This is a genomic window from Burkholderia sp. 567 (assembly GCF_040545115.1).
GTDB lineage: Bacteria > Pseudomonadota > Gammaproteobacteria > Burkholderiales > Burkholderiaceae > Burkholderia > Burkholderia ambifaria.
In genome coordinates, this window is record NZ_JBEPLG010000006.1 from 299,831 (window position 1) to 318,312 (window position 18,482).

Annotated in this window: 14 protein-coding genes; 6 read left to right on the top strand and 8 right to left on the bottom strand. The window is 67.4% G+C overall.

The annotated features are described in order from the left end of the window. Both mgtA and ABIC50_RS19515 read right to left on the bottom strand, forming a co-directional pair. Positions 1 to 2,781, bottom strand: coding sequence for a magnesium-translocating P-type ATPase (gene mgtA, locus ABIC50_RS19510; RefSeq protein WP_354166267.1), 2,781 nt, complete (start codon positions 2,779 to 2,781; stop codon positions 1 to 3). Between the two features lie 727 nt (positions 2,782 to 3,508). Beyond that, entirely contained in the window at positions 3,509 to 5,176 is a 1,668-nt protein-coding gene (locus ABIC50_RS19515; RefSeq protein ID WP_354166269.1) for a S8 family peptidase, read from the bottom strand. Between the two features lie 412 nt (positions 5,177 to 5,588). Between ABIC50_RS19515 and ABIC50_RS19520 the strand changes: the two genes are divergently transcribed. After that, the gene (locus ABIC50_RS19520) at positions 5,589 to 6,485 is read left to right on the top strand and encodes a glutamate/aspartate ABC transporter substrate-binding protein (RefSeq protein WP_105831185.1); all 897 of its coding nucleotides are present in this window, start codon (positions 5,589 to 5,591) and stop codon (positions 6,483 to 6,485) included. A gap of 335 nt (positions 6,486 to 6,820) precedes the next feature. Here ABIC50_RS19520 and ABIC50_RS19525 read toward each other — a convergent pair whose 3' ends face one another. Further along, positions 6,821 to 6,958: a hypothetical protein gene (locus ABIC50_RS19525; protein WP_158380540.1), complete on the bottom strand. Its 138-nt coding sequence runs from the start codon at positions 6,956 to 6,958 to the stop codon at positions 6,821 to 6,823. Between ABIC50_RS19525 and ABIC50_RS19530 the strand changes: the two genes are divergently transcribed. From ABIC50_RS19530 to ABIC50_RS19545, 4 genes are all read left to right on the top strand, one after another. Beyond that, positions 6,957 to 7,799, top strand: coding sequence for an ABC transporter substrate-binding protein (locus ABIC50_RS19530; RefSeq protein WP_354166270.1), 843 nt, complete (start codon positions 6,957 to 6,959; stop codon positions 7,797 to 7,799). The two genes, ABIC50_RS19525 and ABIC50_RS19530, sit on opposite strands and share 2 nt — an antisense overlap. Before the next feature lie 85 nt (positions 7,800 to 7,884). Further along, on the top strand, positions 7,885 to 9,387 hold the full coding sequence (locus ABIC50_RS19535) for an amino acid ABC transporter permease/ATP-binding protein (RefSeq protein ID WP_354166272.1): 1,503 nt from the start codon (positions 7,885 to 7,887) through the stop codon (positions 9,385 to 9,387). Positions 9,388 to 9,410: 23 nt separating this feature from the next. After that, positions 9,411 to 10,751: an amidase family protein gene (locus tag ABIC50_RS19540; protein WP_354166274.1), complete on the top strand. Its 1,341-nt coding sequence runs from the start codon at positions 9,411 to 9,413 to the stop codon at positions 10,749 to 10,751. A gap of 66 nt (positions 10,752 to 10,817) precedes the next feature. Beyond that, positions 10,818 to 11,216, top strand: coding sequence for an ectoine synthase (locus ABIC50_RS19545; protein WP_175659105.1), 399 nt, complete (start codon positions 10,818 to 10,820; stop codon positions 11,214 to 11,216). Positions 11,217 to 11,268: 52 nt separating this feature from the next. On the opposite strand, the gene ABIC50_RS19550 is transcribed toward ABIC50_RS19545, so the two are convergent. The 3 genes from ABIC50_RS19550 to ABIC50_RS19560 form a co-directional block, all read right to left on the bottom strand. Beyond that, positions 11,269 to 11,943 carry a GntR family transcriptional regulator gene (locus ABIC50_RS19550; protein WP_354166276.1) on the bottom strand — a complete coding sequence of 225 codons (675 nt, stop codon included), beginning with the start codon at positions 11,941 to 11,943 and terminating at the stop codon, positions 11,269 to 11,271. A gap of 85 nt (positions 11,944 to 12,028) precedes the next feature. Continuing rightward, positions 12,029 to 12,889 (bottom strand): urea carboxylase-associated family protein, encoded by an 861-nt coding sequence (locus ABIC50_RS19555; protein WP_175702563.1) that lies wholly within the window; start codon positions 12,887 to 12,889, stop codon positions 12,029 to 12,031. 293 nt (positions 12,890 to 13,182) lie between these two features. Then, positions 13,183 to 13,713, bottom strand: a complete 531-nt coding sequence (locus tag ABIC50_RS19560; protein WP_354166279.1) for a hypothetical protein — start codon at positions 13,711 to 13,713, stop codon at positions 13,183 to 13,185. A 357-nt stretch (positions 13,714 to 14,070) separates the two neighbouring features. Between ABIC50_RS19560 and ABIC50_RS19565 the strand changes: the two genes are divergently transcribed. Further along, complete coding sequence (locus tag ABIC50_RS19565) at positions 14,071 to 15,318, top strand: multidrug effflux MFS transporter (RefSeq protein ID WP_354166280.1); 1,248 nt, start codon at positions 14,071 to 14,073, stop codon at positions 15,316 to 15,318. Between the two features lie 35 nt (positions 15,319 to 15,353). Here the strand turns inward: ABIC50_RS19565 and ABIC50_RS19570 are convergent, their stop codons facing one another. Both ABIC50_RS19570 and pbpC read right to left on the bottom strand, forming a co-directional pair. Further along, the gene (locus ABIC50_RS19570) at positions 15,354 to 16,046 is read right to left on the bottom strand and encodes a hypothetical protein (RefSeq protein WP_354166282.1); all 693 of its coding nucleotides are present in this window, start codon (positions 16,044 to 16,046) and stop codon (positions 15,354 to 15,356) included. 194 nt (positions 16,047 to 16,240) lie between these two features. After that, complete coding sequence (gene pbpC / locus ABIC50_RS19575; RefSeq protein WP_354166285.1) at positions 16,241 to 18,478, bottom strand: penicillin-binding protein 1C; 2,238 nt, start codon at positions 18,476 to 18,478, stop codon at positions 16,241 to 16,243. Between the last annotated feature and the right edge of the window lie 4 nt (positions 18,479 to 18,482).

Sequence of the window (18,482 nt, forward strand, 5' to 3'; positions counted from 1 at the left end):
TCAGAACCACTGCTTGTAGCGACGCACATAGATCGTCTTGACGATCTGCGCGAGCAGGATGTAGCCGACCATCGTCGCCGCGAGCCACAGCCAGTAGGTGCCCGGCAGGTGCATGAAGCCGAGCGAATCCGCGAACGGCGAGAACGGCAGCCAGCAGCCGATGGCGATCGCGGTGAAGGTCGACAGCAGCACCGGCAGTGCGGCCGTGCTCTGCAGGAACGGGATCTTCTGCGTGCGCAGCAGATGCACGACGAGCGTCTGCGACACGAGGCTCTCGATGAACCAGCCCGAGTTCATCACGACCTGGCCGCCCGTGCCGCCGTTCAGGTGATACATCGCACCCGCGCCGAACACGGTCCACATCAGGATGTACGTCGTGATGTCGAACACCGACGACGTCGGCCCGACCCACAGCATGAAGCGGCCGATGTTGCCGGCTTCCCACTTGCGCGGCTTCTTCAGGAACTCCGGATCCATCCGGTCCCACGGCAGCAGCATCTGCGACGTGTCGTAGATCAGGTTCAGCACCAGCAGCTGGGTCGCGAGCATCGGCTCCCATGGCAGGAACGCGCTGGCGACGAGCACCGAGAACACGTTGCCGAAGTTCGAGCTGGCGGTCATGTTCAGGTACTTCAGGATGTTGCCGAACGTCTCGCGGCCCTTGATCACGCCTTCCTCGAGCACCATCAGGCTCTTTTCGAGCAGGATGATGTCGGCGGTTTCCTTCGCGATGTCGGCGCCGCTGTCGACCGAAATGCCGACGTCGGCGTCGCGCAGTGCGGGCGCGTCGTTGATGCCGTCGCCGAGGAAGCCGACCGTGTGGCCGTTCGCCTGCAGTGCCTTCACGATGCGCGCCTTCTGCAGCGGCGTGAGCTTCGCGAACACCGTCGTGCGTTCGACGACCTGCGTGAGCGTCGCGTCGTCGAGCGCCTCGATTTCGGCGCCGAGCACCGGCTTGCCCGGCTGGAGGCCGACCTGGCGGCAGACCTTCATCGTGACGGTCGGGTTGTCGCCCGTCAGCACCTTCACCGACACACCGTTCTCGCGCAGCGCGGCGAGCGCCGGCGCGGCCGATTCCTTCGGCGGATCGAGGAAGGTCAGGAAGCCGCGCACGACGAGGTCGCGCTCGTCGGCGGTGCGGTACTGCTCGCGTTCGTCGCCGCGCGGAATCATGCGCGTCGCGAGCACCAGCACGCGGAAGCCATCCTCGTTGTACGCGTTCGCCTGTTCGAGCAGCCGCTTGCGCGCGACGAAGTCGAGCGGTCGCACGCCGTCCTCGTCCTGCACATGGGTCGACACCGCGAGCATTTCCTCGACCGCACCCTTGCAGATCAGCTGGTGCGTGCCGTGCGTGTCCTCGACGACGACCGACAGGCGGCGGCGCACGAAATCGAACGGCAGCTCGTCGATCTTCTTGTAGCCTTGCGGCTTCACGCGCTCGCCGATCTCGTCGGCGCGCGCGACCACGGCGATGTCGATCAGGTTCTTCTGGCCGCTCTGATGGAAGCTGTTCAGCCAGCCGAGCCGCAGGATGTCCTCGTTCTTGTGGCCGGACAGATCGAGATGGTGTTCGAGGATGATCTTGTCCTGCGTGAGCGTGCCGGTCTTGTCGGTGCACAGCACGTCCATCGCGCCGAAGTTCTGCACGGAGTTCAGCCGCTTCACGACGACCTTGCGACGCGCCATCGCGATCGCGCCGCGCGCGAGGTTCGCGCTGACGATCATCGGCAGCATCTCGGGCGTGAGGCCGACGGCCACCGCGAGCGCGAACGTGAGCGCGCTCAGCCAGTCGCCCTTAGTCAGGCCGTTGATCATGAACACGATCGGCACCATCACGAACATGAACTTGATCAGCAGCCAGCTCACGCTCGCGACGCCGCGATCGAAGCTCGTCTCGATCCGCTTGTGGCTCACGACGTTGCGCGCGAGCGAACCGAAGTAGGTGTCCTCGCCGGTCGCGACGACGACGGCCGTCGCGGTGCCGCTTACCACGTTGGTGCCCATGAAGCACACATTTTCGAGATCGAGCAGCGACGTCGACGCGTCGTTCGCCGCGCCCGGCGTGCCGGCCATGCCCGCCATGCCCATGTTCGCCGACTTGCCGGCGACCGCGCCGAGCGTGTCGTACTTCTCGACCGGCAGCGCTTCGCCGGTCAGCACGGCCTGGCTGATGAACAGGTCGCGCGACGCGAGCAGGCGCACGTCGGCGGGAATCATGTCGCCGGCCGACAGGTGCACGATGTCGCCGACCACCACTTCGCGCATCGGCACCTCGCGGCGCGCCGGCTCGGACGTGTCGGTCACCGCGCGCTGCACGGTCGCCGTCGTGCGCACCATCGCCTTGAGCTTTTCGGCCGCCCGCAGCGAACGGAATTCCTGCACGAAGCGCAGCAGCGCGCTGATCGTGACCATCGTCAGCAGGATCGTCATGCCGACGTAGTCGCGCTCGCCGGGCGCCGCGAAGTAGACGTCGGTGCAGAAGCTGATCGCGGCCAGCACCAGCAACACATAGACGAACGGATTGTGGAATGCGTGCAGCAGCTGGCGGGTCCAGTGCGGCGGCTTGTCGTGCGCGATTTCGTTCGGACCGTGATGCTGAAGACGATCGGCGGCCTGGTCGTAGGTCAGGCCGCGCGTGCTGGTGCGCAGCGACTTGAAGGTTTCTTCGAGCGGGCGGGCCGCTTCCTGCGCGGCGCGCATGACGCGCGGTTCGTTCTGCTGACGAGGGCCGGCGTTAATGAAGCCGCGCTGTTTCTTTTGCGTGGTTTTGCGTTGTGTCATGGGTCGCTCCTTGCGCACGAGGCGGCGGGCGGGGAGCGACCGTGACGTTATCGACGCACGAGCGCTCCCCGCCGCGTCGCGTCAGGCGCGATCGGGTGTGGATCAGTAAAGAGGGGAACGCTCGCCGGCGCGCGGAGTGTTGCGGTCGGAGGATCGATGCGCAGCGGCGCACCGGCGAGCGATAATCGACTACTGTCGTCCGAGTTCATCTGCACTCCTGTCGGTTGCGGGTAGCGGGCACGGGCGATCGGCAGCCGCGCACGCACGAAGGCGCGCGGCGCAATGGCACGCGAACGGAACACGCGCGCAGCTCGGGCTGCACGCAGCACGAACACACGCGCGGCAGCGTACGGTTACGCAGCGCGGGCATTCGGCGATCGAAAAATTTGGCGGGGGATTCTGGCCGGTAATCAGGCCGGAAGGGCGCCGCATCCTGCTTCCCGGGATGCGGCAGAAGACGAGGCTCTGCGCGGTTTCCTCAGGCAGCAGTCAAGTTGGTCGAGGACCAACTACAACTCGCATCGGTGTTCACAGAACACTCCATGTAATCAGACGGGGCGATGGTAATGGCTCGTCGTGCGAAGCGTCAACCTTTTTTCCGCCCTTTATTTTCCGGCAATTCTTGCAGAACGTTAGCGCGACTTGGCGCGACGAGATCGGCTGCGCGCATGAAAAAACCGCGCGCATGGCAATGCATGCGCGCGGTCGCGTCGACGCAGCGTGCGGCTTACTGGATCGCAGCCATGACGGCGGCGCCTGCATCGGCGATGCCGGCGCCCGCCGGCAGCGCGGTGCACGACGTGCTGGCCGGCAGCATCGCCGCACGCGCGCCGCCTTGCAGCTTCTGCTGGATCTGCGCGGGCGTGAGGTTACCGTTCATCGACAACATGAGCCCGACGATGCCCGATACCTGCGGCGTCGCGAGACTCGTGCCGCTCGCGGTGCCGTACGTGTCCGCGCCCGGCGTCGTCGTGCCGCCGTTGGCCGTCGACAGGATGCTGACGCCCGGTGCGCTCAGCGCGACGTCGGAACCGAAGTTGCTGAACGATGCGCGGCGGCCGGTCGCGTCGGTCGCGCCGACGCTGATCACGCCGCGGCAGTTCGCGGGCTGGTCGAACGCGGTCGACAGGCCGTCGTTGCCGGCGGCGACGACGACGGTCACGCCCTTCGCGTTCACGTCGTCGATTGCCTGCTGGAACGTCGCGCTGCACGCGCCGATACCGCCCAGGCTCAGGTTGATGACCTTCGCGGGATTCGGGTTGGTCGCCACGCCGGCGACCGGAATGCCGGCCGCCCAGCGCATCGCGTCGGCGATGTCGCTCGTCTTGCCGCCGCACTTGCCGAGCACGCGCACCGGCAGGATCCGGCCCAGCCACGACACGCCGGCGACGCCGATGCCGTTGTTGGCGTTCGCGCCGATCACGCCCATCACGCGTGTGCCGTGCCAGCTGCTGGTGCTCGGTTCGCTTGCGCAGTGATAGTACGGGCCGTTGACATCGTCGAGTTCCTGTTGCGTGACCCAGTCGCCCGGATCGGTCGCATCGGTGCCGCGCGTCTGGCCGTTGTTGCTCGTGTTGATGTTCGAGATGAAGTTGTAGCCCGGCAGCAGGTTGCCGACGAGGTCGGGGTGCGGGCGGTAGCCGGTGTCGAGCACGGCGGTGACGACCGTCGGCGAACCCTTGGTGCGAGTCCACGCGGGCGGCGTGTTGATGCCGACGCTCGCATCGGACAGATACCACTGCTGGCTGTATGAGGGGTCGCTCGGCGTGTCGCGGATTCGCATCGGATGATCGGGTTCCGCGTAGTCGACGTCGCCGTCGGCCGCGAATGCCTGCGCGAGCGCCGCCGCGTCGCCGGACGCGATACGCTGGCCGATCGACAGCACGGCCGCGCCATCCGAGAGCGTCCGCTCGACCTGCACGTTCAGCGGTGCCTGCGACGCCGTCACGGCGGCATACGCACGGGCGGCGCCCGTCGCCGTCGGCGCCGACCAGCGCGTGACCGAGCGCTGGATCACCGCGTCGAGCCGCGTGCCGGTGTCAACGGCCGCCATCGCGCGCGTTGCCGTCAACGTCTTCAGCTTCACGATCAGGTGATCGACCGGCGGCTCGGCCGGTGCGGTGGTCTGGGCGGCCATCTGCGCGGCGGCCTGCTGCGTCGTGCACGCGTTGCCGCCGCTGGGGGCGGGCGGGGTCGTCGGAGGTGCGGGCGTCGGCGTCGGAGCGGGCGACGGCGCGGGGGCCGGGGCTTCATTGGACGAAGACGGTTTGCTGCCGTCGCCGCCACCGCCGCCGCAGCCGGCGAGGGGAAGCAGGGCCGCGGCGGAGAGCATGCCGGCAAGCATGCGCGCGTGAGCGGAGCGGGCCAGCGCGATATTGAAACGTGTGGCTCTCATGGTGAAGCGATCCTCGTAGATAACCGTCGTGCCGGCGGTCGTACCTGGTCCGGAGGAACACCGGACAATGTCGTTTTTGTCTGACGTCTGCCGCGAGGTTGCTGCGACGCGCCATGGATTGGGTAACGGCTACTGCGGGCGCTTCTTGAGTCGTTGTAGGAGAAAAAATGAGATAACCGCAAACGATTGCGATGTTGCGTTGCAGCAATATTGCGGGTCGGATGGCCATAAGCCGGCAGGCAGGACGCGACCGAATGCCGCCGATCGGGCGCGAGCGCAGAGCGACGCGCGTTTGCGCGCCACGGCAAATGCAGCTGCCGCGGGCGCCGGCTCCTTAGGCTTTCCCTGATGCGACGCGAATTTTGTCGGGCGTACGATCGCGATTCGATCAACGTTTCGTCAGGAGAAAAGCATGGATCGCCGCTTCCGTTGGCTGGCCGTCGCGCTGACCTGCGCACTGGCAGGCACCGCGCACGCGCAGGCGCTCACCGGCACGCTGAAGAAGATCAAGGACACGGGCATCGTGTCGCTGGGTATCCGCGAATCGTCGGTGCCGTTCTCGTATTCGGACAACCAGCAGAAGAACATCGGCTACTCGCGCGACATCGCGGCGCGCATCATCGACGCGCTCAAGGCGGAGCTGAAGGCGCCGAACCTGACGGTGAAGGAAATCCCGATCACGTCGCAGAACCGGATTCCGCTGCTGCAGAACGGCACGATCGACTTCGAGTGCGGGTCGACGACCAATACGCTCGAGCGGCAGAAGCAGGCCGCGTTCTCGAACAGCATCTTCTTGTACGGGATCCGCTTCAGCACGCGCAAGGATTCGGGCGTGAAGGACTTCGCGGACCTGGCCGGCAAGACGGTCGCGACGACGGCCGGCACGTCGGACGAGCGCCTGCTGCGCAAGCTCAACGAGGAGAAGGGGATGAACATGACGATCATCAGCGCGAAGGACCACGCCGAAGCGTTCATGAACGTCACGACGGGGCGCGCGGTCGCGTTCGTGATGGATGAGCCGCTGCTGTACGGCGAGATCGCGAAGGACCGCAACCCGGGCGCGTACACCGTGGCGGGCACGCCGCTCGTCCATGAAAACTACGCATGCATGATGCGCAAGGACGATCCTGCGTTCAAGCACGTGGTCGACGGCGTGATCGCGAAGCTGCAGACTTCCGGCGCGGCCGAGAAGCTCTACGACCAGTGGTTCATGCAGCCGATTCCGCCGAAGGGCGTGAGCCTCAACTATCCGCTGTCGCCCGAGATGAAGCAGCTGTTCAGGAATCCGACGGATCAGGCCCAGTACTGAGCAGAACGTCGAGTTAGCGTGCGGGCCGACACGTAGCGTGCTCGGCCCTGCACGATCGAATCTGTCCGGCCTGCGGGCCGGCGTCGCGGCGCGCATTCTGCGGCCGTAGTGGGGTCCGTGCGCATCGCGCCGGATGCTGAAACCCGTCCTCTGATCCCTCGCCGCACGCGTCGCGCGGGCCGTGCCGCATTTCAAAGGGCCTCGATCCGGGGGCCCGTCTCCACCGGTCTTTTCCCTCCTTCCCCCAACGCATGCTCGTGCCGACGCGTGGTGCGCGTGCGCGTGCCGACTCGCGTCCGGTGATGTCGTCTGCCGCGTAAACCCGAATTCAGATTTCAATTTGAACTGGTCAGAATCGGCCGAAATTGTTCAACAATTTTCGGCGGAAAATCCCGGAAAGCCGCATAGGGCGGCCCGCGGGAGGCGTTGCGACGTTTCAGCGCGGGAGCCGAATAACCCAGGAGCTTCGCCATGTCCGCCCGTTTCCCGCTTCGACATTTCCTCCGCGGCGCGCTCGTGCCGCTTGCGTTCGCGTGCTCGCTCGCGGCCGCGGCGCCGCTGCAGACGGTGCGGCCCGGCACCTTGCTGGTGGGCTCCGACCTCACGTATCCGCCTTACGCTTACCTGGAAGCCGGCAAGCCCGCCGGCTTCGACGCCGAGTTCGCGCGGCTGCTCGCACGTCACCTGAAGCTGGAGCCGGTGTTCCTCGATACGCGGTTTCCGGACCTGATCCTCGGAATGAAGGCGCGCCGCTTCGACGTCGTCGCCTCCGCGCTGTACGTGACGCCCGATCGCGTGAAGCAGGTCGATTTCGTGCCGTACCTGAAGACGGGCGCATCGCTGCTCGTCGCGAAGGGCAGCGCGTTCCTGCCGAAGACGCCGCAGGACCTGTGCGGCAAGCGGGTTGGGTCGATCAAGGGTGCGTCGTGGACGCCGAAGCTGCGTGCGGTGTCGCAGGACAGGTGCAAGGCGGCCGGGCACGGCGAGATCGCGATCCTCGAGTTCCCGACGTCGCCGGAAGCGACGTCGGCGTTGATGTCGAAGGCGGTCGATGTCCAGATCGAGGACGCGGCCGTCGCGCAGGGGATTCCGAAACAGACGAACGGACGTGTCGACATCAGTTCGACGACGCTGTTGTATCCGATCGTCATCGGCCTCGGCATGACGAAGGGCGATGGCGGCCTGCAGGGTGCGCTCCAAGGCGCATTGAACGATGCGAAGCGCAGCGGCGAGTACGGCAGCCTCGTGAAGAAATACGGATTGCAGGAGCCGACGGCCGCCGACGTCGCCAATGCGCTCGGTACTGCGAAGTAGGCACGCAGCAAGCCTGTAGCAAGCACGACCCGACCACCGCGCGCACCGCGCGGCCGCATCTCCATCCGCGGTTGAGGAGTCATCGATGCAGTTCGATTGGCACTATGCGTTTCAGCTCTTGTGGGACCAGGATTTCTGGCGCGCCTGCGTCGTGGTCGTCGAACTCAGCGTCGTCGCATGGCTGCTCGGCGTGGTGCTCGGGTTTCCGGTGGCGCTCGCGAGACAGTCGCACCGGCCGCTGCTGAAGCGCGCGGCGGCCGTCTACATCTGGTTCTTCCGCAGCCTGCCGCTGCTCGTGCTGCTGGTCTTCATCTACAACCTGCCGCAGGTCTTTCCCGCGACCAGCGCGGTGCTGTCCGATCCGTTCACGGCCGGGCTGATCGCGATGGTGCTGAGCGAGACCGCGTATTTCGCGGAAATCCATCGCGGCGGGATCCTGTCGGTGCCGCGCGGGCAGCTCGAGGCCGGCCGAGCGCTGGGCATCCGCTTCGCCGGCATCCAGCGGTTGATCGTGATGCCGCAGGCGATCCGCATCGCGCTGCCCGCGCTCGCGAACGAGTTCATCACGATCGTGAAGCTCACGTCGCTGGTGTCGGTGATTTCGCTGGCCGAGATCCTGCTCGTCGGGCAGCGGCTGTACACGCAGAATTTCCTCGTGTTCGAAACGATGCTGGCCGTGGCGTTCTACTACGTGTTGATCGTGACCGTGTTCAGCCGGCTGCTCGGCTATCTCGAGCGGCACCTCGACGTCAGTCGGCGCACGCCCGTCCAGGCCGACGACATCGATCTCGCGCTGCCGCCGTCGGCGCCGGCCGTCGCGCCGAGGCAGCGGGCGAACGCCGAATTCGCGCTTCGCGTGAAAGGCGTGCAGCAGCGCTACGGCCGCCACGAAGTGTTGAAGGACATTCATCTCGACGTCGTGCCGGGGCAGGTCGTGTCGATCATCGGCCCGTCCGGCTCGGGCAAGACGTCGCTGATCCGCACCATCAACGGGCTCGCGCCGGTGAACGCGGGCGAGATCGACCTGTACGGCGAGCCGTTCATCCGCGCGTCGGGTTCGCATCCGCCGCGCGTGTCGCACGAGCGCATCCTCGATATCGGCATGGTGTTCCAGAGCTTCAACCTGTTCCCCCACCGCACCGCGCTGCAGAACGTGATGATGGCGCCGTGCTATCACCGGCAGGCCGATGCGGCGGCGATCCGGCTGCAGGCGCTGTCGCTGCTCTCGAAGGTCGGGATGCTCGAACATGCGAACAAGTATCCGCACCAGCTTTCCGGCGGCCAGCAGCAGCGTGTCGCGATCGCGCGCGCACTCGCGACGCGGCCGTCGATCATGCTGTTCGACGAGCCGACGTCGGCGCTCGATCCCGAGCTCGTCGGCGAAGTATTGAAGGTCGTCGAGACGCTGGCGAAGGAAGGGATGACGATGATCATCGTGACCCATGAAATGAACTTCGCGTTCAAGGTCTCCGACCGGATCGTGTTCATGGAAAGCGGGCGCATCCTGTACGACGTGCCGCCGGAGCGGATTCGCGGCAGCGGCGACGCGCGCGTGAAGGATTTTCTGAAACACGTACACATCGCATGATGAACGACTGGACGGGAGCACGAATGGACCCGACGAGCTTTCGGCTGGGCGACACGAACGCACGCTCGTGTGCGGAGCGCTTGAGTGCGTGTCTCGCACGTGCCGATGCGTGTCCCGGCGACATCGGAACCGCGTGGCTCGCGCGGCGCGACGCCGCCGCGCTTGCCGACGCGCGTGCATGGGATGCAGCGCTGCGCGGCGGTGCGGTCGATGCGCCGCTGGCCGGCGCCGTGCTGACGGTAAAGGCCTGTTTCGATTGCGAAGGCTGGGTCACGCATGCAGGCTCGCGTGTGCTGGCCGATGAGCCGCCGGCACGCACCGACGCCGCGATGGTGTCGATGCTGCGCCGGGCCGGCGCGGTGCTGGTCGCGCAGACGGCCATGACCGAGTTCGCGTATGGCGCGCTCGGCGTGAATCGTGCGTACGGTACGCCGACGACACCGCTCGATGCGCGGCGCCAGCGGGTGGCCGGCGGATCGAGTTCGGGCGCGGCGGTGTCGGTGGCGCTCGGCGCGGCCGACCTGTCGCTGGGTTCCGATACGAGCGGGTCGGCGCGCATTCCGGCCGCATTCTGCGGGGTGACCGGATTCAAGCCGTCGCGTGGGCGCTATGCAAGCGACGGCATGCAGTTCCTGTCGACCAGCTTCGACGTGCCGGGCCTGCTGGCCGCGACGGTCGAGCTTTGCCGGCAGGCCGACGTTGTGTTGCATGGCCGCGATGCGCGGCGGCGACGACCGGCGACGATCCGCGATCTGCAGTTCGTCGTACCCGAACCATTCGCCACCGACGACGTGGATCCGGTCGTGGCACACGCATTCGACGCGTGGCTGTCGCGACTGTCCGCGCACGGCGCGCGCATCCGGCGCACGCGGCTCGATTGCGTGGCCGAGGCCGGCGCGGTCGCCCGCGCGGGCGGCATCATCGCGGCTGAGGCGTTCATGCTGCATCGTGCTCGGCTGGCGATGGCGGCGGACCGTTACGATCCGCTGGTCGGCGCGCGCATCGCCGCGGGCGAGCAGGTGCGCGCGCACGATTACGCGGCGGCGCTGCTGCGTCTGACTGCACTGGCCGACACGTACCACACCGAACTCGGCGACGCGGATGCGGTGCTGACGCCCACGGTGCCGATGCTGCCGCCGCGCGTGGCCGACCTGGCTGACGAAGCCGCGTACCTCGAGCAGAACGCGCGTGCGTTCCGGCTGACCGAGTTCGCGAACCGGCTCGACCTGCCGAGCATCAGCGTGCCGGGCGACCTGCGCAACCGGCAACCCGTCGGCTTGCTGATCACCGGGCGTCGACACGAAGACGCGCGGCTGCTCGATGTCGCGGCGATGGTCGAGCGCGCGCTGACCGATTCCACATGACAGGTTTCCCGCGGCAGGGATCGCCTTGCCATTTTCACCATTACTCGTTACTAATCAGAGGTGCTTATGATCGTCGTGAAGTCGACCGATATCGCCAATACCGAACGCCACGCGCGAGGCCCGGGCTGGGACAGCAAGCGCATGATCGTGAAGCAGGACGGCGTCGGCTATTCCGTCCACGAGACGCGTGTGCATGAAGGCGCGGAACTGCATCTGCACTACAAGAATCACTTCGAGACCAATTACTGCGTGGCCGGGGAAGGGGAAGTCGTCGATACGGCCACCGGCGACGTGCACCGGATCACGCCCGGCACGATCTATGCGCTGAACCTGAACGATCCGCATATCCTGCGCGCGACGCGCGGCGACCTGCATCTCGTGTGCGTGTTCAACCCGCCGTTGACGGGGCTCGAGACACATCGGGAAGACGGCAGTTATGCGCTGCCGACGGAACAGCAAGCGTGACGGGCCGTTGCGCGCCGCATCATGCGGCGCGATAGGGGCACCGTGTTCGGGTTCAGGCCGCCTCGCGGTGGCTGCGCTTGATCGCGTCGACGAGCATTCGCTCGGAATCGTCGAGATAGCGCGCGAGCGCGGTAACGGCTTCGTTGCGACGGTTCTGCGTGAGCAGGTCGTAGATCTGGTATTCGCGCTGGATCCAGTCGGGCGTTTGCACGCGCTTCTCGTCGGGATCGGCGGCGAAGACGAGGCGCAGCTGTGCCGAGATGGTGCGGAAGAACTCGTCGAGCAGCGCCGACTTCTGTAGCGCGACGATGTGCTGGTGGAATCGCAGGCTGTGCGTGCCGACGGCCTGCCAGTTTTCCTTGGCGAGCTCGCGTTCGGCCGCGCGAATCGCGCTCTGCATTTTCTCGAGCAATGCCGGCTGCGCGAGTTCCGCCGTGTTCAACGCATGCAGTTCGAGCGTGCGGCGCGCGACGTAGAGATCGCGCACGTCCTGGCGATTCAGCGTGCGCACGACCACGCCCTTGTGCCGCACGAACGTCACGAGCCCTTCACGGCCGAGCTGATGCAGGACTTCGCGAAGCGAGTTGCGCGACGTGTCGTATTCGGCCGCGAGGTCCATCTCGATCAGCGCGGTGCCGGGCGGCAGCTTGCCGCTGATGATGTGTTCGCGCAGTTGATGGCTGATCCGGTCGGCGACCGACTGTCCTCGCGCTTTTTCGCTTGCCATTCCTTTCGTTCTCTCCTCGCCTGATCGTGCGCCGCCGGCGTGGCCGGCCGGCGGCGTTTCGCCATTCTACGGGCTATGGGCGTCGTTACGCCGTCTTGTCGTGCTGCCAATCGGCCTGCGGCGGCTGCATCCCGTGGAGACCGCGGTACGGCGCGACGGGCGGCGACGTCCAGCCTTCGAGCAGGCTCGGGTCGAGCCGGTACACCTCGACGCCGAGCGGCCGGCACACGTCGATCGGGTCGCGTGCGTCGGGCCCCCACATCGGGACGGACAGGTCGCCACCCGGACACGTCGACATCGCGCACAGCACGTCGATTTCCGCGAAGAATTCGAGGTAGTCGCCCGGCTGCGCGGGGCAGGCCTTCATGAAGTACTTGTCGTCGTCGTTCAGGCCCGTGCACTGGAATACGTTGAGCACGTCGTGTACGTCGAATTCGGTCAGCCCGTACGGTGCGACCGCGCGCACGAGGTTCGAATGACAGTGGAAATGAAAATCCTCGCCGGTCAGCAGCTTGTTCACGTACGGGTCGCAGCGCGTGCCGAGCAGGTCGTGCACGCGGCCACCGTCGCCGTCGACGCCGTAGCCCGCGAGTGTGTCGTCGGTGATCGTGACCATCGGACGGAGGTACGGCAAGGTCGACCAGAGCCGGTCGAACGTCGTCACGTGCGCGGCCTGCAACTGGCGCGTGCGCGATGCCCACATGCGTTCGCGCGGATTGTGCAGGTTCCACATGTTGAAGTCGGCGACTTGCGGGCCTTCGAGCGTGACGATCCGGAACACGTGACCGGCCGGCACCGTCCACGCGAAGCCGCTGCGGATCGGCACGACGTGCGACGCGATCCGTTCGCGCGCGTCGTGACGCCGGGCGATCGCGGAATAAAAGGCTTTGTCGACATTCAGGACGGAACCCTTGGTGACCTGGTAGGCGGCGGGATAGTTCGACATGACGCGGTACTCTCGGGGAAGGTTGTCAGGTGCGGCGATCCGGCCGTAGCCCTTTGTGGTGGCCGCTCACGCGTCAATGTTCATGCTGGATTGTTCAACAATATATTGGCGCTTCGCGGAGTATAGGGTGAAGGCGGGGCGGTGTGTCAATCGGTGGAAAGCACCGAGTGTCGGGGCAGGCGGCGCGATCGCGGCGGCGCGGGCGAACGTCCGGCGCCACAAATGAAAAAACCGCCGGCACATGCCGGCGGTTTCGGTTTTCGGCCCGGTCGCTCGCGCGACGGAACCGGGCGTCAGGCCTTGATTTCCGGCCCGCGTGCGGCCGGCCGGGCCGGAGCCGACGGTGCCGGCGCACGCGTGGACGGCTGCGCCGGCACGATCACGACGACCGGTTGCGGCATGGCCCACATCGGCATCGCGAATCCGACCGGTTGCGGCATCGGCATCGCGAACGCGTTGGCGAGCGCGACGTGCTGCAGCGCCATCATCTGCTGCATGGCGACCATCTGCGCCTGGGCCGCCTGCATCTGATACTGCGCGACCTGCATCTGCCGCAATGCGGCCGCGGGCGGCATGCTGCCCGACGACGACGTCTGCATCTCGAAGCTCGCACCGCCATGCGGGCTGTGCCAGCTCCACGTGCGGACCTGCATCGGGCCGACGGCAGTCTGGACGACGCGCGTATCGGTTTTCACGGGCACGGCCTGCCCATTGACATTGACGAACATCGGTTGTGCTGCCGGAGCGGCGTCGGCCTGCCCGGCCAGGGCGAGCACGGGCATCAACGCCAGCGTGCCCGCCGCCATATACGAACGGAATCGCATGTTCGGATCTCCATCAAACGAGACTGATCGAATCAATAATGCACGAATCGTGCGGCTCACGGACTGAGCCACGAAGGACTATGCGAGCGCCGGCTTAAATCTGACTTAAAAACCGGGGCGGGACCGCGGAGCGAGGGCTGGGTGGGGCGCTCGGCGATTCGCCGACGCCCGTGAACAGCCCGTTTTGCGCGTTTCGAGATATGCCGCAATCGGCATTTCAACCTCGCGCCCGCCATGGTATTGCCGTCGCGTCGCGCCACAACAGGCACAATACGCGCTTCGCTTCGCCGCGCACCGCTGTTCGAGATTCGAACAAGCGGGCGCGTGTCCCCGCTGTCGAAATCCTTCCCGGTTCTCATGAACGCCTCGCTCACTCCCGCGCGCGAATCGAACCCGCCGCGCTTCCTGCTGTTTCTGATTTGCCTGTTCTCGTCCGCCGGCCAGCTCGCGATCGACATCTACGTGCCCGCGCTGCCCGACATGGCGCGCTCGTTCGCGACCACGCCGCAGGCGATCCAGTCGAGCGTGTCCGGCTACATGGCCGCCTATGCGCTCGGCCAGCTGATCTTCGGCCCGGTGGCCGATGCATACGGACGCAAGCGCGTGCTCGCGTTCGGGCTCGTCATCTACACGATCGGCTGCCTGCTGTCGCTCGGCGCGCCGAACCTGGAGACGTTCATACTGGCGCGCTGCCTGCAGGGCTTCGGGATCGCGACCACGAACCTGCTTGCGAAGGCAATCATCACCGATTCGTTCTCGGGCCAGGCGCTGATGCATGCGTTCACCTACATGTCGATCGCGTGGGGGCTCGCGCCGATCATCGCGCCGGTGATCGGCGCGCACCTGCAGGAATGGTTCGGCTGGCGCGCGTGCCTCGTGTTCCTGCTGGTGTATTCGCTGGTGATGTGGGCGCTGTGGTGGCATTACCGGGAAACCTTGCCGAAACCGGTCCATCTCGAGCCGCGCACGCTGATCGCGAACGCGGGCAAGGTGCTCGCGAGCCCGGTGTTCCAGAGCTGCTTCCTCGCGCAGGGGCTGTGCTACAGCATCCTGCTGGTGTTCAACATCGTCGGGCCGTTCATGGTGCAGACCACGCTGCACAAGCCGCCGACCTTCTTCGGCTATCTGGCGCTCGGGATCGGGCTGATGTATTTCCTCGGCGGGCTGTCGAACCGGATTCACGGGCGCGGGCTGCCGAGCGCCGAGCAGCGGCTGCGCATCGGCGCGCGCGTGATGGCGGTCGCGGCGGTCGTGATGCTCGTGCTGGCGCTGACCGTCGGCCTGCGCGTGTGGACGCTCGCGACGCCTGTGCTCGTGATGGGCCTCTGCGCGGGCGCGATGTATCCGACGCTGATGGCGAAGGGCAATTCGCTGTTTCCGCATATCGCGGGGCTGACGAGCGCGATCCTCGGGTGCGCGCTGCTGCTCGTGTCGTCCGCGATGATGGGGCTGGCCGGCTTCGTGTCGGTGCAGGTGCTGACGCCGCTCGCGGTGTTCTTCGTCGCGCTGTCGTTCATCGTCGTGTGGATGGTGACGAAGCTGCTGCGCTACCTGACGCAGCAGCAGGCCGCGAGCGTCGCTTGCGGAAGCGGGGAGGCGGCGTAAGCCGAATCAACCGGTACCGCGCAGGAGCTTTGCGTTTATAGCGGATGCGCGGCGCCGGCCTGCGTCAACAGCGAAACGGCAACCGGATCCGGCATGCCATTCGAATCGATCGCGCCGGCCTTGGCCAGTGTCCCAAGGTCTGCGTCGACGCCCGGTTGCCCGACCACGAACGGCGTGGTCAGAAACGCCGGCGTCGCGAGCGTGACCGAGTAGCGCTGCTGGAGATTCGTCACGACGGCCGACTGCGCGGCCTGCACGGTGCCCGGATCGCCCATCGCCTGCTGGAAGTGCCGACTTCCCTGGAAATTGCCGATCAGCCCGGCCGTGTTCGTGCCCAACTGCGCGGCGAGATAGACGAGCATCAGCTCGGTTTCGGGCGTCGTGTTGAAGGTGCCGCCCGCATACGCGAGCGAGTGCAGGCTCGTGCCGCCCGACGCGACGCTGATCACGCACGGCAGCACGGCGTTGACGGTCACGCGGTAGTTGCCGCCGCCGTCGGTCAGCGTCGTCGCCGAGCCCCGCGCGCAACTCACCGTCACCGATGCGCTCGCGAGCGCGCCGCCGGTGGCGGCCGTGCCGGACAGCGCGACGGTCTGCGTGTTGTTGTCGTTGAAGCAGGCATCGACGCCGAAGCAGGCCTCGCCGTTGCAGCCCGCCAGTGTCGCGAGCGCGGCGACGCAAAGTGCGCCCAGCGCGGGGCGGGTGAAGTGCGGCGGGCGAATGTTCATGGTCGCGGGCGATCGGGGGAAGAAGACAACCGGTGAGCGCAGGGCATACGGCCCTGCTCACATTCTAGGTGCCGAATCGGCGCGTTGCTTGCCCGTTTGGAGCCGGAGCGCGAATTTACCGGGCGCGTCGGCAATCGGTTTCCCGCCCGGCCGCCCGGCCGCCCGCCGGACGCGAACGCGGCCGGCGCACCCGCTCAGGGCTTGCGCGCGGCCGGCTTCGCGAACGCGCCGCGCACCTCGAAGCCGATCGCATCCGCGACGTTGCCGCGCGCGTCGACGAGTTCCAGCCGGTGCCGGCCCGGCCACGGCATCCACGCGATGCGATCGGCGTGCCCGATCACCTTGTCGTCGAGCCGCCATGCGAAGCGCGCGGCATGCCCGGACGACCGCTCGAACCAGATCCGCTGGTTCTTCGGCGGAATGTCCGGATCGATCGCGAAGATCGTGCCGTCGGTCGGCGCGCCGATCGCCAGCGGTGCGCGCGCGCCGTCCTTGCCCGGCGTGACGGGCGCCGCGAGCCGGATCGTGTCGAGCGCCGTGCCCGCGACGAACCACTCGTTGCGCGACGGCTCGACGTCGCGCTCGAACGTGATGCGGCGCGTTTCGACGCCGGCCGGCGCTTTCGGCGCACGGCTCGGCAGGTCGCGGTGCAGGTAGCCGACGACGGCCGACCACACCGGCGACGCGCCCGTCACCCCCGACACGTCCCACATCGGCGAGCCGTCCGCATTGCCAACCCACACGCCGACCGTATAGCGCGACGTGAAGCCGACGGTCCAGTTGTCGCGCATGTCCTTGCTCGTGCCGGTCTTGACCGCGGAGAAGAAGCGCGTCGCGAGCGGGTTGTCGAAGCCGAACGTGCGCACCCGTGCGTTGTTGTCGGAGAGGATGTCGGTGACGACGAAGCTGGCCGCTTCGCTGAATACGCGCGTGCCGTTGTCCGCATGGCCCGGTGTCGATGCGCCGGAAGCAGGCGCCGGCGCCGGCAGGTCGACGACCTGGCGCGAGACGCCGCCGTTCGCGAGCGCGCGATACGCATTGGTCAGCGACAGCAGCGTGACGTCGGCGCTGCCGAGCGCGAGGCTGAAGCCGTAGTAATCGCCTTCCTGCGCGAGCGGCAGGCCGAGCGCGGTCAGCGTGCGCGCGAAGCGGTGCGGCGTGACGAGCACGAGCGTGCGCACGGCCGGCACGTTCAGCGAGCCGCCCAGCGCGGTGCGCACGCTCACCCAGCCCTTGAAATCCTTGTCGTAGTTCTGCGGAATGTAGAGGCCGCCGCCGGCCGCGAGGTTGATCGGCGCGTCGTCGAGCAGCGACGCGGCCGTCAGCCGCTTCTCGTCGATCGCCTGCGCGTAGAGGAACGGCTTGAGCGTCGAGCCGGCCTGGCGCGGCGCGAGCACGGCGTCGACGTCGCGTGCGCTCGACAACGCCCCCGACGAACCGACCCACGCGCGAATCTCGCCGGTCGCGTTGTCGATCACGACGACGGCGCCGTCCTGCACGTTGCGCCGATGCGCGGGCGCGTTGAGCTCGGTCAGTGCGCGCGTCAGCGTGTCGCGCGCGAAGCGCTGCAGCGGCGCGTCGAGCGTCGTGCGCACCTGCGCGCCGGCCGCGGGTCGGACCTCGGCCGCGATGCGGCGCGCGAAGTGCGGGGCGAGGGCGGCGCCATCGTCCCGCCCGGCGTTGGTCGGGCGCGCGATCACGAGCTGCACGTAGCCGTCGAGCGACACGCAGGCCTGTTCTACATGCATGTCGCGCAGGATCCGGCAGGCCCGCTCGGCAACCTTCGCGGGCGACGCGTTCGGCGCGCGCACCAGCGCCGCGGCGATCGCGGCTTCGCGTGCGTCGAGACCGGACGGCGCCTTGGCGAACAGCACCTGCGACAGCGCGGCGAGCCCGACCGTCTCGCCGCGAAACGGCACGAGATTCAGATAGGCCTCGAGGATCTGGTCCTTGCGCCAGCCGCGCTCGAGCAGCAGCGCGTTCATCGCCTGGGTGGCCTTCTGCGGCAGCGAGCGCTGGCCCGAGCGGCGCGGCGAATCGCTGAGCAGCCCGGCGAGCTGCATCGTCACGGTCGACGCGCCGCGCGTGCGCTCGTTCCACAGGTTGCCCCACGCCGCGCCGGCGATGCCGCGCCAGTCGACGCCGCTGTGTTCGTAGAAACGCTTGTCCTCGGACACGACGATCGCCTCGCGGAACGCAGGCGACACGTCGGCGAGCGACACCCAGTCGCCGCGCCGTTCGGTGAGATCGACGCGCGTGCGCTGCAACGGCGTGCCGTCGTGCGCGAGCAGCACCCAGTCGGAACTGCGCCAGCCGCGCCGCACGTCGTCGTAGCCGGGCAGCGCGTGTGCGACGAGCGGCGCGGCCAGCACGACGGCGACGAATACGCGGCCGACGACGCGCGCCGGCCGCGGCAAAACCAGATCGATCATCGCG

Excerpts from the sequence above, each read along its gene's own strand:
- ABIC50_RS19570 (WP_354166282.1), bottom strand. The coding sequence starts at position 16,046 with ATGAACATTCGCCCGCCGCACTTCACCCGCCCCGCGCTGGGCGCACTT.
- ABIC50_RS19520 (WP_105831185.1), top strand. The coding sequence starts at position 5,589 with ATGGATCGCCGCTTCCGTTGGCTGGCCGTCGCGCTGACCTGCGCACTG.
- ABIC50_RS19565 (WP_354166280.1), top strand. The coding sequence starts at position 14,071 with ATGAACGCCTCGCTCACTCCCGCGCGCGAATCGAACCCGCCGCGCTTC.
- ABIC50_RS19555 (WP_175702563.1), bottom strand. The coding sequence starts at position 12,889 with ATGTCGAACTATCCCGCCGCCTACCAGGTCACCAAGGGTTCCGTCCTG.
- ABIC50_RS19535 (WP_354166272.1), top strand. The coding sequence starts at position 7,885 with ATGCAGTTCGATTGGCACTATGCGTTTCAGCTCTTGTGGGACCAGGAT.
- ABIC50_RS19540 (WP_354166274.1), top strand. The coding sequence starts at position 9,411 with ATGGACCCGACGAGCTTTCGGCTGGGCGACACGAACGCACGCTCGTGT.
- mgtA (WP_354166267.1), bottom strand. The coding sequence starts at position 2,781 with ATGACACAACGCAAAACCACGCAAAAGAAACAGCGCGGCTTCATTAAC.
- ABIC50_RS19530 (WP_354166270.1), top strand. The coding sequence starts at position 6,957 with ATGTCCGCCCGTTTCCCGCTTCGACATTTCCTCCGCGGCGCGCTCGTG.
- ABIC50_RS19515 (WP_354166269.1), bottom strand. The coding sequence starts at position 5,176 with ATGAGAGCCACACGTTTCAATATCGCGCTGGCCCGCTCCGCTCACGCG.
- ABIC50_RS19560 (WP_354166279.1), bottom strand. The coding sequence starts at position 13,713 with ATGCGATTCCGTTCGTATATGGCGGCGGGCACGCTGGCGTTGATGCCC.
- pbpC (WP_354166285.1), bottom strand. The coding sequence starts at position 18,478 with ATGATCGATCTGGTTTTGCCGCGGCCGGCGCGCGTCGTCGGCCGCGTA.
- ABIC50_RS19550 (WP_354166276.1), bottom strand. The coding sequence starts at position 11,943 with ATGGCAAGCGAAAAAGCGCGAGGACAGTCGGTCGCCGACCGGATCAGC.
- ABIC50_RS19545 (WP_175659105.1), top strand. The coding sequence starts at position 10,818 with ATGATCGTCGTGAAGTCGACCGATATCGCCAATACCGAACGCCACGCG.
- ABIC50_RS19525 (WP_158380540.1), bottom strand. The coding sequence starts at position 6,958 with ATGGCGAAGCTCCTGGGTTATTCGGCTCCCGCGCTGAAACGTCGCAAC.